This is a genomic window from Chryseobacterium sp. AG844, from assembly GCF_003182335.1.
Classification (GTDB): domain Bacteria; phylum Bacteroidota; class Bacteroidia; order Flavobacteriales; family Weeksellaceae; genus Chryseobacterium; species Chryseobacterium cupriresistens.
Genome location: NZ_QGTV01000010.1, coordinates 47075 through 60462, shown reverse-complemented (window position 1 = coordinate 60462; position 13388 = coordinate 47075). Strand labels below are relative to the sequence as shown.

Here is a 13388-nt window from a genome sequence, read left to right as displayed (position 1 = left end):
AAATTAAATAAACTATGAAAAAAACTACTTGGGTTCTAAAATACTGATAGGAATAATACACTCTTCAAGTGAAATTCCACCATGCTGGTAAGTTTCTTTATAGTAATTAACAAAATGATTGTAATTTTTAGGATACGCCAGGAATATATTGTTTTTAGCAAAAATATATTTCGAACTTAAATTTCCTTTGGGCAGGAAAAGCTTTTCCGGATTGGTAATAGCCCATACATCACTGTCATCATACGTTAAGCTTTTGCCTGTTTTATATCTGATATTCGTAGAAGTTTCTCTGTCTCCTACCACTTTACTTGGCTTTTTAACATATACAGTACCGTGATCTGTTGTGATCACCAGTTTATATCCGTTTTCTGCAGCTGCCTTAATGATCTTCAATAAAGAAGAGTTTTCAAACCAGTTGAAGGTAAGGGAACGGAAAGTCTTATCATCACGAATCAGCTGGTCTACAATATGATTGTCTGTTTTTGCATGCGACAGGATATCAATAAAGTTGTACACAATAACCAGCAGGTCATTATTTTTATGCTGGTTGAAATCGTCATAGATCTTTCTTTCAAAATCAGCGTTCAGTACTTTAAGATACTTCATAGACTTTGAACCAAGACCGATTCTCTTCATCTGATCTTCCAGGAAGTCACGCTCAAACTCATTTTTATTTCCTTCTTCGTTATCATTAAACCATTTATCAGGGAAGCGTTTTTCTATCTCAGACGGCATTAATCCTGCAAAGAAAGAATTCCTTGCATATTGTGTTGCTGTCGGAAGAATACTATAATAATAATCTTCCGATATTTTATTGTAGTATTTTGTAAATAAAGGTTCGATTACTTTCCACTGATCATACCGAAGATTATCCACCATCAGTAAAAGAACTTTCTCTTTTTCCACTTCAGGCTTCACTTTTTCCTTGAAAAGCGTGTGGCTCATCATCGGTTTGTCTGAATCTGTAAGCCAGTTTTCATAATTTTTCTCAATGAATTTGGCAAACTGAATATTGGCTTCTTCCTTCTGAGACTGCAGAAGATCGGCAAATTCATTGTCTGCTACCTTATCAAATTTGATTTCCCAGCTAAGAATCTTTTTATAATACTCAGCCCATTCCTGATACGTTCTCAAATAAGAAAGTTCCATGGAAAGGTTTCTGAATTCCTGCTGGTATTGTAAAATTGTTTTTTGTTCCACAAGATTATCCTGCTGAAGGTTTTTCTTTAAGGACAGTAATATCTGATTGGGATTTACAGGCTTTAATATATAATCGGCAATCTGGGAACCGATCGCTTCTTCCATAATGTGTTCTTCTTCGCTTTTGGTTACCATGACGATTTTTAAGGCATTATCTTTTTCCTTAATCATAGGAATTGCCTCCAGACCGGAAATACCCGGCATATTTTCATCAATTAGCGTTAAAGCAAATTTCTCTGAATCCATAAGTTCCAAAGCCTCATTTACATTGTTAACAGGCGTTACCTGATAACCTTTCTTTTCTAAAAATACGATATGAGGTTTAAGTAAATCTATTTCATCATCGATCCATAATATCTTTTCTGACATAATTTATTTTTTACATGGTTATTGTATCAAAATGTTGACCAAATCCTTTTAAAATCTCACAAATTCGAAAGATTAAAAGTTAAATATAAGTTAAATGAAAATGGTGTAGAATAATTCACATTTTCACTTCATTTAATCAGTAGTTTTTATATACTCCAAAGCCTTTTCCAGCACTTCGTCTTTTCCCTTTTTTATCCCTTCAATACTTGGTTTTACCAGAATATCGGGAATAATTCCTATTCTTTGGGTTTCCCTGCCATCAGGATAATAAGCACCAAGGCCTGTAAACCGTGTATCGAGATCAGCAATTTTAAACATAATGACATCTCCGTTGGCTCCTGAAGTATTACTCCCGATAATTTTAGCTTTCGGATGCTGTTTGAACATCATTGTCGTGGTTTCTGCCTGGCTTTGTGTATTCTCATCTACTAAAACGATGACATTTCCTTTATAGTATTCAGGATTTTTCCTGCCGGTGACATTTTTTCTGCTGTAGAATTTGCCGGGATAGCTGGTATCAGGAAAAGTAAACTGATAATAGATTACCGGGTTGGGAAGAAGAAGAAAGCTTAAGGGTACAATCGTTTGTTTTGGATAATTCCTGAGATCAAAGATAATGGATTTTGTGGATTTTAAACTGCTGTACATCTCATCAAGATCATCTTTTTCTATCATTCCCATATTAACATATCCGGTTGTCTTTTCATCATCCATCAATTTCCACTTTTTTACAACAGGTTTCTTTTCACGAATAATATTCTTACTAAGATATGTTCTGGTTTTTATTTCTATATTTTGTCCTTCTCTTTCAATCTTTAAAGAAACAGAATCATTGTTAGTGAAAAGCAGCTTGTCTTTTATTTTACTGACCTTACCCCATGAGTTGGAGGCAGGTACATACTTTCCCAAACTGTTGATCATCTGCGGAATGGTTTTTCCTTCAATATCATAAATGACATCTCCGGTAAGCAGCGGGCTTTGATGTCCGGGCCGTGTGTCATTAACTTTTGTAATCACTAGTTTTCCTTCAGCATAAATATATTCTACAGGAACTTTTCGTTGGCCATACAGATGAAACTGAATCTCCTTTGAAGAAAGGTAAGCGTGTGAATCATCCGTTTTAGCTACGAGTTCTGCTAATGTTAAGTGAAAATTTTCATCATTATCAACCAATAGAAATTTGGGAATCATTTCTGTAAGTACATCATTCCAGTTCTGATCGGTTTCATATTTATAAGGAAAGAAATATTCCACGTAATTCCAGTATCTGAATAGCTCCAGTAAACTAATCGCTGTGGAAGTGAATTGATACCCATAGGATTTTTCATTCCTGAAATATATTTTTCTTCCCCCTTTTCCCACAAAATGATTGTCTCCAATATTTCTGTTTTTTTCGATATAACGAAGCTTTTGAGATACATCATCAGAGAAAATCTGTGAATTGTCCATCCAGCGCAGATCAAAATTTTTAAGGAAATACACCTTCTGATCTTTAGCTGAACATTCTTTGCATGGCGGAACTTCTCCCAGACTCTCAATCCATTCAGAATAAAAATTATTGAGAGACTGTTTATCATTAATATTTTCAAGTTCATTTATTTTTTGAAAAAGCTGTTTATCCCAGTTAAGATTTCCCTTTGCCACACGGGGATGGTAATATTTTAAAAATCCCCAAATCCTGCAAAGAGATTCCAGCTTTTGGGTCTCAGTGATGATCTGTGCGGAAAAATTCAAACTTAAAAGTAAAAAGAGGAAAAGCGGGAAGCGTCTCATTAAAGGTTGCCGTGTTTTCTCTCAAAGATAATCCTTTAATATAACAGGCGCAAAAGGTTTTCAAAAAATCTCGAATTGATAATAAATAGATATTTAGGAATTTCTGAAGTTGATATGAAGATGTTTTTGATGAAAAATATTTGGTGTATCATCATGTTATCCCAGAATCTTAATAGTAATTTAATAAAAGGCTAAATTTTAAAATGCCTAACTTTGTTTACTAATACTGAAGTTTCAATGCAGAATAAGCTAAAAATCATCAACGATCCTGTTCACGGGTTTATCAAAATTCCACACGAAATTTTATTTGATATCATTGAGCATCCTTACTTTCAGAGATTGAGAAGAATCGGGCAGACCGGACTTCTGAACCTGATATTTCCCGGTGCTACCCATACAAGATTTCATCATGCTCTTGGAGCGATGCATTTGATGTTTACAGCTTTAGAAACATTGAAGCAGAAAGGAGTGAAAATTTCTGAGGAAGAAGAAAAAGGGGCGATGCTGGCCATTTTGATGCATGATATCGGTCATGGTCCGTTTTCACACGCATTGGAAAGTATGCTGATGGATGACTGGCATCATGAAAATCTTTCTTTGCTGCTGATGAATAAGCTTAATGAGGAATTTGAAGGCCAACTATCAATGGCTATTGAAATGTTTCAGGGGAAGTATCACAGAAAGTTTTTTAACCAGCTGATCTCTTCCCAACTGGATGTTGACCGTTTGGACTATCTAAAAAGGGACAGTTTTTTTACAGGAGTTTCAGAAGGAAATATTAATACCCAGAGAATTATCTCTATGATGAATGTCTGCGAAGAAGGCGAACTGGTGATTGATGCAAAAGGAATTTATTCCATTGAAAATTTCCTTACTGCCAGAATGTTTATGTATTGGCAGGTGTATTATCATAAAACTTCAGCCTTGGCAGAGTTTCTTTTGGTTAAAATTCTTGAAAGGGCAAAATATCTGATTTCCCAGGGTGTAGCACTTTCGGCAACAGACAATCTGAAATATTTTTTATACCGTGAAAAGAGCGGTGCCACAGATGAAGATATAGAAAGATTTACTCAGCTTGATGATAATGATGTAATTCAGGCCATGAAAGAATGGCAGAATTCAGAAGATTTCGTATTGTCATACTGGTGTAAATGTGTAATTCAGAGAAATTTGCCTAAAACAATTATTTCATCACATCCGTTTGATGAGAAAATAATTGATGAAAAAATAAAAAAGAGCAATGAATTTTTCGTAATCGATAATGGTGATGAATTGGTTCATGAAATTAAAAGAAAATTATTGCCTTATCACGCAGAGAAACAGCCCATTTATTTACTGCATAAAAATGGAAAAAGAACAAGGCTGCATGAGTCGGAAGATCAGCTTTTATCAGGATTAATCGTAAATAAGACGACCCGCTATATCCTTATGTTTCCAAGAGATATCTCCAGACTGGACTCTTAAAGAATATTAAAATTTACGATCTGAAACTAAAACATGTTTGCAAATTATAGAATTTCTTATCTTTGCAGAATATGGAATTTACAGCTTCGCAAATTGCAAGTTTTATTGACGGAAAAATAATAGGTGACGAGAATGCACTTATTACGGGAGTTTCACCAATTGAAAATGGGGAATCGGGACATCTTTCTTTTATAGCACAAGATCGGTTTTCTCATTTTTTGGATAGCTCAAAATGCTCTGTTATCATCGTTTCGGAAAAACTTCTGGAGAAAAATCATTATAACCCTACCTTAATCGTTGTAAAAGATGCCTATCTTTCTTTTCAGATTCTGATGAATTTATATCAGGAAATGCAGGGAAGAAAAGAAGGTATTGAGAACGGTTCATCTATTCATGATACCGCTGTCATAGGAGATAAAGCGTATATCGGGGCATTTACTTATGTTTCCGAGAAAGCTAAGATCGGGGAAGGATCACAGATCTATCCACATGTATATATAGGGAAAGGAGTGAAAATTGGTAAAAACTGTAAGATAGACAGTGGTGCCAGAATTTACGACTACTGTATTATTGGAGATAACTGTGTGATTCATTCCAACACGGTAATCGGAGGAGACGGTTTTGGTTTCCAGCCAACGGCTGAAGGCTTCAAGAAAATTCCGCAGCTTGGAAATGTAATCATTGAAGACGATGTAGAAATCGGGTCAAACTGTAGTATTGACAGAGCCACGATAGGTTCTACAATAATAGGTAAAGGAACCAAGATTGATAATCTGATTCAGATTGCCCATAACGTGAAAATTGGTCAGAACAACGTCATTGCTGCACAGGCAGGAATTGCAGGTTCCACCACTATCGGAGACTGGAATCAGATTGGTGGCCAGGTAGGTGTCGTAGGACATATTAAAATAGGAAACCAGGTGAAAATTCAGGCTCAGAGTGGAGTGAATTCCAGTGTTAATGACAGAGAAACTTTGTACGGTTCACCTGCAATCAGTTACAATGACTATTTAAGGAGTTATGTTCATTTCAGGAACTTGCCTGGAATAGTAAATAGAATAAATAATCTTGAGAATAACTCAAAAGATAATACTAATGAGTGATATGCAAAAAACACTTCAGCAAGAGGTAACTCTTTCTGGAATTGGCCTTCATACAGGTAAAGAAGTAAAACTTACCATTAAACCTGCTAAAGAAAATACAGGTTTTGTATTTGTAAGAACAGACTTGGAGGGACATCCTCAGGTAGAAGCTGATGTAAATTATGTGGTAGCAACCGAAAGAGGAACTACATTAGAAAAATTAGGGGTAAAAATTACCACTTGCGAACATCTTCTGGCAGCCCTTGTTGGTTGTGATATTGATAACGCAATTTTAGAAATGGATGCCTCTGAACCACCAATTTTGGATGGATCCTCAAAATACTTTGTGGAAGCTATCGAAAGTGTGGGAGTAGCAGAACAAGCTATTGCAAGAGAATATCTTGTTGTAAAAGAGGTGCTTACCTACAGTGATCCGGCTACAGGTTCGGAAATCACAATCATTCCTTCAGATACTTACGAGGTAACTACTATGGTAGATTTTGGGACTAAAGTATTAGGTACTCAGAATGCTACTCTTAAAAATATTTCAGAATTTAAAGACGAAATCTCATCAGCAAGAACATTCAGCTTCCTGCATGAATTGGAAATGCTTTTAGATCACGGTTTGATCAAAGGTGGAGATATTTCCAATGCTATTGTATATGTAGATAAAGATCTTACTCCTGAAACTACAGAAAAATTAAAAAAAGCCTTTGGAAAAGATAATGTATCGATCAGACCCAACGGTATTCTTGATAATCTTAACTTAAACTATCCTAACGAAGCGGCGAGACACAAATTACTGGATGTAATCGGTGACCTTGCTTTGGCAGGAGTAAAAATAAAAGGTAAAGTTATTGCTAACAAACCGGGACACTTTGTGAATACTCAGTTTGCGAAAAAACTAAACCGCCAGTGGAAATTGCAGAAAAAGAAAAACGTTCCGGATTTTGACCTGACAAAAGAACCAGTATTCGATATCAACGGAATTATGAAGCTTATGCCTCACAGACCTCCGTTCTTATTGATCGATAAAGTTCTTGAACTTTCAGACTCTCACGTAGTAGGTTTGAAAAACGTAACCATGAACGAACCTTTCTTCGTGGGACACTTCCCAAAAGAACCTGTAATGCCTGGAGTTCTTCAGGTAGAAGCATTGGCACAGACAGGAGGAATTCTTGTGTTGGCCAGCGTTCCGGATCCTGAAAACTATTCTACTTATTTCATCAAAATTGATAAGGTGAAATTCAAGAGAAAAGTAATTCCAGGAGATACACTTATATTCAAAATTGAATTGATAGAGCCTATCAGAAGAGGAATTGTTCATATGCAGGGGTATGGATATGTAGGAGATACTGTAGCAGTAGAAGCAGAGCTTATGGCTCAAGTTGCAAAAAATAAAGTTGATTAAATGATTCATCAATTAGCAGCCGTAGATAAACGTGCGAAAATCAGCAAAAATGTAATCGTAGAACCTTTCACTACCATTGCAGGGGACGTAGAAATTGGAGAAGGAACGTGGATTGGTCCTAATGTAACCATTATGGATGGCGCAAGAATAGGAAAAAACTGTAGGATTTTTCCGGGTACTGTAATCTCTGCAATTCCTCAGGATCTGAAATTTGATGGTGAAGATACCCAGGTAATTATCGGTGATGATACAACAATCAGAGAGTGTGTTACCGTAAACAGAGGGACAAAGGCTTTGGGATATACTAAAATAGGAGCGAACTGCCTTATTATGGCTACCTCACATATTGCCCATGATTGTGTTATCGGAGATCACGTTATCATTGTAAACGGTTGTGGTATTGCAGGACATGTGGAGATTGGAGATTATACTGTAATGGGAGGTTTATCAGCAGTTCACCAATTCGGTAAAATCGGAAAACATGTCATGATTTCCGGAGGTACTCTGGTAAGAAAAGATATTCCGCCTTACGTAAAAGTTGCAAGAGAGCCTATGTCTTATGCCGGTATCAATTCTGTTGGTCTAAGAAGAAGAGGATTTACCAATGAGAAAATCTTTGAAATCCAGAAAATCTACAGAGCCATCTTCCAGATGAAGATGAACGTTTCACAGGCTATTTCCCATATTGAAAAAGAAATGCTTCCAACGGCTGAGAGAGATGAGATCTTACAGTTTATTCAAAACTCACCAAGAGGTATCGTAAAAGGATACGGAACCGGTAAAGAAAGTAACTGATGAAAAAATTGTCTTTCCTTTTTGTACTGGCAATTTCCCATTTTTATCTGTCCCAGAACCAGAGAATAACAGGTATGGAGTTCTATTACGGCTTCTCGGACTATAAAAAAGACAGCCTTGCTAAACCCAGTGTTTATGCAGAAGTAAAAAGTCAGAATGAAGATTACATCAAAATATCTCCATTCAGATATACAGATACGGATAAAAAAGCAAAAAAGGAGAATAGAGCATGGCTGATGAAATATCAGGATAATCTGTATTTTAGTATGACCTATGCAGCGTATATCTATTCTTTTGATACATTTGCAAGAGTCAATGTAATTGGGAAGAAATATTTTCTGGTCTATCTTGATGAAGTAAAAGATAAAAAAGCAATTTCATACAATAATCCTTATGGAGGAGGTTTGCTGGGAGGTGCTTTAAATGCAGGGCTGACTCCTAAGTTTGCGTGGAAGGATAAAAAAGGAAATTCTTACAAGGTTCTTTTGATTGATATTGAAAAATCAAATAATGCCTCTGATAAAAGAGATGTCAGCTTCGGATTGGTAGTAGATACAAAACTTATTGTGAAGCTCACAGATAATGATCCTGAAGTCATTTCAAAACTAAAGACCAATCAGTATTACTTAGAGGATATAATTGATTTGGTGAACAAAGAGAATAATAAATAAAAGAATATAATATATTAATGGCAACAAGTAACGATATCAGAAAAGGGCTATGCATCGAATATAGCAATGATATTTATAAAGTAATCGAGTTCCTTCACGTAAAACCGGGAAAAGGACCTGCTTTCGTAAGAACAAAATTAAAGTCAGTGACAAACGGTAAAGTAATTGATAATACTTTCTCTGCAGGACACAAAATTGATGAAGTAAAAGTAATCACCAGAAAATTCCAGTATCTGTATGATGATGAGAACGGATTCCACTTCATGAACAATGATGATTTCTCTCAGTTATACATCAACAAAGAAATGATTGAGAACTCTCAGTTTATGAAAGCGGGTGAAGAAGTGACTATCATTTTGAAAGAAGCTGATGAAACTCCACTTTCTGCTGAACTTCCACAATCCGTATACCTGGATGTTATCGAAGCTGATCCGGGTGTAAAAGGAAACACAGCAACCAATGCTCTTAAAAACGCAATCGTTGAAACAGGAGCAAGAGTAATGGTTCCTTTGTTCATTGAACCGGGAGACAGAATTAAAGTAAGCACTGAAGACGGCAGCTACTTAGAAAGAGTAAAAGAATAAATAAAATTTACATAAATTCGGTTTGCATCAGCACTCCGAATTTTGTTTTATAAGAAAATCTATTGTTATGAGATTCCATTCTCCGCAAAAGCTTAAAACGATTGCAGATTTAATAGGCTCAGCATTTGTAGGGCCGGAAGATTTTGAAGTATTGGGAACTAACGAAATTCACATGGTAAAACCAGGTGATATCGTTTTTGTGAATCACCCTAAATATTACGACAAAGCATTAAACTCTGCAGCTACTATTATTTTAATTGATAAAGAAGTAGATTGCCCGGAAGGTAAAGCGCTTTTGGTTTCTGATGATCCTTTCAGAGACTTTAATAAAATCAATACCCATTTTACCAGAATCTATAATTTCACGGAAGAACTACACGATGTTGAAATAGGAGAGGGAACCAAAATCCATTCTTCGGCAGTAATCGGGAACAACGTGAAAATCGGGAAAAATACCTTAATCTTTCCTAATGTTGTCATTGGTGACCGTACGGAAATCGGAGATAACGTAATTATTCAGTCCAACACCGTTTTAGGAGGTGATGCATTTTATTACAGAAAATTAAATGGAAATTTTGATCGTCTGATTTCTGTTGGAAATGTTGTTATTGAAAACAATGTGGAGATTGGAAACGGGTGTACCATTGACAGAGGAGTTACAGACTCTACCATCATTGGAGAAGGATCCGTTTTGGATAACCAGATTCAGATCGGACATGATACCGTTATCGGAAAAAAATGTCTGATTGCTTCTCAGGTTGGAATTGCAGGATGCTGTATCATCGGTGATGAAGTGACATTATGGGGACAGGTAGGAATCGCTTCCGGAAACAAAATTGAGTCGGGATCTGTACTTTTGGGGAAAACCGGCGTCAACAGAGATCTTGAAAAAGGAACCTATATCGGGATGTTTGCAGAAGATTTTAAAACTTATCTGAAAAAAGAAGTAAAACTGAGAAATCTCAAATAAACAATTCCAAAGGTTTTATCCAAAATCAAAGAAATTTGAGTAAATTTGTGAGCATTAATAAAATAATAAATAAATTAAAACAACAATAAAATGTCAATTTTAGTAAACAAAGATTCTAAAGTAATTGTACAAGGATTTACAGGGAACGAAGGAACTTTCCACGCTGGTCAGATGATTGAATACGGAACAAACGTAGTAGGTGGTGTTACCCCAGGAAAAGGAGGTAGCGAGCACTTAGGAAAGCCGGTATTTAATACAGTAGCTGACGCTGTTGAAAAAGCAGGAGCAAACGTAAGTATCATTTTCGTACCACCGGCATTCGCAGCAGACGCTATCATGGAAGCTGCTGAAGCAGGAATCAAAGTAATTGTATGTATTACTGAAGGTATTCCTGTAGCTGATATGGTAAAAGTAAAATCTTACATCGCTGACAGAGACTGCAGATTAATCGGACCAAACTGCCCTGGAATCATTACTTCTGAAGAAGCTAAAATTGGTATTATGCCAGGTTTCGTTTTCAAAAAAGGAAAAGTAGGTATCGTTTCAAAATCAGGAACGCTTACTTATGAAGCTGCTGACCAGGTAGTAAGAGCAGGTTACGGTATCTCTACTGCAATCGGTATCGGAGGTGACCCAATCATCGGAACAACTACAAGAGAAGCATTAGAGCTATTCATCAACGATCCTGAAACTGAAGCTGTTGTAATGATCGGTGAAATCGGTGGAGGTCTTGAAGCTGAAGCTGCAAGATGGTACAAAGCTAGCGGATCTACTAAACCGGTTGTAGGTTTCATCGCAGGACAGACTGCTCCAAAAGGAAGAACAATGGGACACGCAGGTGCTATCGTAGGTGGTGCTGAAGATACAGCTCAGGCTAAAATGGAAATCATGAGAGAAAACGGTATCAACGTTGTTGATTCTCCTGCTGATATTGGTGCTACTGTAGCTAAGATTCTAGGATAATATAAAACCCAGCATATGAAAAAACTTTTATTAGCCTCAGCTTTAATGTTTTCTGCTTTATCATTTGCACAAGTGCAGTGGAAAAGTACAAGATTTGGAGTAACAGGAGGTTTAAACTACTCCAGAGTATCTAACGCCCATAATCCTTCAGGCCCAAGATACACTTTCCAGGCTGGAGCTTTGGCATTGATTCCCGTAGGAAAGGCAAACCAATTCTTTATTCAACCCGAAGTTCTGTATTATGGTGCAGGAGAAACAGGAAAAGATAAAGATGCTAAAGGGGTAAGTGGTTATGACGCATTATATGCTAATAACTACCTGAGTGTACCTCTTTATTTTAAAGGATATTTTTCTGAAGCAGAATCAGAATTCTTTGGATTGATAGGACCTAGATTTAACTTCTTGCTGAGCCAGAACGTTAAAGACGCTCCAGTAAGCAGACCTTATTATGATCCCGATGTTACTGATCCTAACCAGCCGGCAGGCGTAAACGGTAAGGCGAACAGTTTTAACTGGGGACTTGGTCTGGGCGTAGGATATAGCTACAAAAGACAACTTGAAGTAGCGGTAAAATATGACTTAGGTCTAAGCGATACTTATCCTGGTCTTGCTAAAGAAACCAAAGGTACTGATAAGAAAAAATCAGAACAGGTAATTGCACTTACTTTAAGCTATATATTCAAATAGAATATTTCAGAATATAAAAAACCCCGGAAACGCAGTTTCCGGGATTTTTATTTTATATCAGTTGGCAAACCAACGTTCTCAGCTTTTACGCTGCTTTACATTTTGATTACCCTTTAATCCACTTCCAAAGCTCTTTTAACGTAGCTTTATTTCCATACATTAAAATTCCTACACGATAGATTTTTCCGGCAAGGAAGATCATGAAAATAGTAGTTACCAGCAATAATGTAATAGACAATGCAATCTGCCATGCAGGAACTCCAAACGGAATTCTGGCAATCATAGCAACCGGTGAAGTAAACGGAATGATTGACAGCCAGAAGCCTAAAGGACCTTCCGGATTGTTCATCAGTGTAAAGCTTCCATACATACCTAATGTTAACGGTAAGATCGCAAATAAAGTAAACTGCTGGGTTTCTGTTTCGTTATCCACTGCAGAACCAATAGCTGCATAAATAGAACTATAGAAGATATATCCTAAAAGGAAAAATACGATGAATACAAAAATGATGAGCGGGAAGTTCAACTCCAGCAGGCTGTGAGAAATCTGGGTAGCAAGCTGTCCCATATCCAGTTTACTTGCCATCTCCTCATTTCCCCCTGGAATATTCTTCTGAATAGAAGAGAACCCTGTATTGAGTACCAATGCACCAATAACAGACATGGTAATCCAGATCAGAAACTGGGTTAGTGCAACCATGGTTACTCCCAGAATTTTACCCATCATCAGTTCAAAAGGTTTTACAGAAGAAATGATGATCTCCACAACACGGTTGTTTTTTTCTTCAAGTACACTTCTCATTACCCTTACCCCGTAAATAATGATGAACATAAAAGTAACATACATCAGTACCATGCTCAATCCGGATTTCACCCCGAAAACAAGATCCGAGTCCTCTTTGTTATTATCCGTAACGTTGATGGTTTTTAAGCTAAAGTTTTTATCAAGATCATTTAATTGAGTTTCCTGAATACCCAGCTGCTTGATCTTTTCTTTTCGGACAACATTGCTGATATCAGATACAATTCTCTGTTTTGTGTCAAACCCTATTTTACTGTTGATAATTAGTCTGGTTTCCTTTTCAAGCTCATCAAAATTCTGGTTTTTCAGCTGTGGAAGAATCAGGATGCCATCGAGAGATTCATTCCCTTTTAGATTGTTAATCTTGGACTTTTCATCCGCCGCAGAAACAAAAACATAGCTTAATTTATCATTTGATTGAAGCTGATTGGTAAACAAGCCGCTCTTGTCAACCACTTCTATGATACTATGTGATTCATTCGCCTTAAACATTAGCCCTACCACTGCTCCGAAAGCAATAATCAAGACAGGGGCAAGCAGAGTCAATATGATAAAGGATTTTTTCTTAACCTGGGTAAGAAACTCTCTCTTGGTAATTAAAAAAATATTATTCATAA

Annotated in this window: 12 protein-coding genes; 9 read left to right on the top strand and 3 right to left on the bottom strand. The window is 36.6% G+C overall.

Annotation, left to right across the window (positions count from 1 at the left end; all coding sequences use genetic code 11):
* Positions 1-24: 24 nt before the first annotated feature.
* Both DEU40_RS11770 and DEU40_RS11765 read right to left on the bottom strand, forming a co-directional pair.
* Positions 25-1569, bottom strand: a complete 1545-nt coding sequence (locus tag DEU40_RS11770) for a bifunctional response regulator/alkaline phosphatase family protein (RefSeq protein ID WP_110010007.1) — start codon at positions 1567-1569, stop codon at positions 25-27.
* A 132-nt stretch (positions 1570-1701) separates the two neighbouring features.
* Entirely contained in the window at positions 1702-3342 is a 1641-nt protein-coding gene (locus tag DEU40_RS11765) for a S41 family peptidase (RefSeq protein WP_110010006.1), read from the bottom strand.
* A 237-nt stretch (positions 3343-3579) separates the two neighbouring features.
* On the opposite strand from DEU40_RS11765, the gene DEU40_RS11760 reads away from it, so the two are divergent.
* The 9 genes from DEU40_RS11760 (at position 3580) to DEU40_RS11720 (ending at position 11969) form a co-directional block, all read left to right on the top strand.
* Complete coding sequence (locus DEU40_RS11760) at positions 3580-4806, top strand: HD domain-containing protein (protein ID WP_110010005.1); 1227 nt, start codon at positions 3580-3582, stop codon at positions 4804-4806.
* A 71-nt stretch (positions 4807-4877) separates the two neighbouring features.
* A complete protein-coding gene (gene lpxD, locus DEU40_RS11755) occupies positions 4878-5909 on the top strand; it encodes a UDP-3-O-(3-hydroxymyristoyl)glucosamine N-acyltransferase (protein WP_110010004.1) in 1032 nt (343 codons plus the stop codon).
* Positions 5902-7299: a bifunctional UDP-3-O-[3-hydroxymyristoyl] N-acetylglucosamine deacetylase/3-hydroxyacyl-ACP dehydratase gene (locus tag DEU40_RS11750; protein WP_110010003.1), complete on the top strand. Its 1398-nt coding sequence runs from the start codon at positions 5902-5904 to the stop codon at positions 7297-7299. Before lpxD ends, DEU40_RS11750 begins: the two co-directional genes overlap by 8 nt.
* Complete coding sequence (gene lpxA / locus DEU40_RS11745) at positions 7300-8094, top strand: acyl-ACP--UDP-N-acetylglucosamine O-acyltransferase (RefSeq protein ID WP_076596575.1); 795 nt, start codon at positions 7300-7302, stop codon at positions 8092-8094.
* Complete coding sequence (locus tag DEU40_RS11740) at positions 8094-8765, top strand: hypothetical protein (protein ID WP_110010002.1); 672 nt, start codon at positions 8094-8096, stop codon at positions 8763-8765. The genes lpxA and DEU40_RS11740 overlap by 1 nt, the downstream gene beginning before the upstream one ends.
* Before the next feature lie 17 nt (positions 8766-8782).
* Positions 8783-9349, top strand: coding sequence for an elongation factor P (gene efp, locus DEU40_RS11735; protein WP_002977139.1), 567 nt, complete (start codon positions 8783-8785; stop codon positions 9347-9349).
* A 67-nt stretch (positions 9350-9416) separates the two neighbouring features.
* Positions 9417-10319, top strand: coding sequence for an LpxD N-terminal domain-containing protein (locus DEU40_RS11730; RefSeq protein ID WP_062674061.1), 903 nt, complete (start codon positions 9417-9419; stop codon positions 10317-10319).
* Positions 10320-10409: 90 nt separating this feature from the next.
* Complete coding sequence (gene sucD, locus DEU40_RS11725; RefSeq protein WP_002977143.1) at positions 10410-11282, top strand: succinate--CoA ligase subunit alpha; 873 nt, start codon at positions 10410-10412, stop codon at positions 11280-11282.
* Positions 11283-11297: 15 nt separating this feature from the next.
* Positions 11298-11969 carry a porin family protein gene (locus DEU40_RS11720; RefSeq protein ID WP_110010001.1) on the top strand — a complete coding sequence of 224 codons (672 nt, stop codon included), beginning with the start codon at positions 11298-11300 and terminating at the stop codon, positions 11967-11969.
* Positions 11970-12075: 106 nt separating this feature from the next.
* On the opposite strand, the gene DEU40_RS11715 is transcribed toward DEU40_RS11720, so the two are convergent.
* The gene (locus DEU40_RS11715; RefSeq protein WP_110010000.1) at positions 12076-13386 is read right to left on the bottom strand and encodes an ABC transporter permease; all 1311 of its coding nucleotides are present in this window, start codon (positions 13384-13386) and stop codon (positions 12076-12078) included.
* Positions 13387-13388 lie beyond the last annotated feature (2 nt).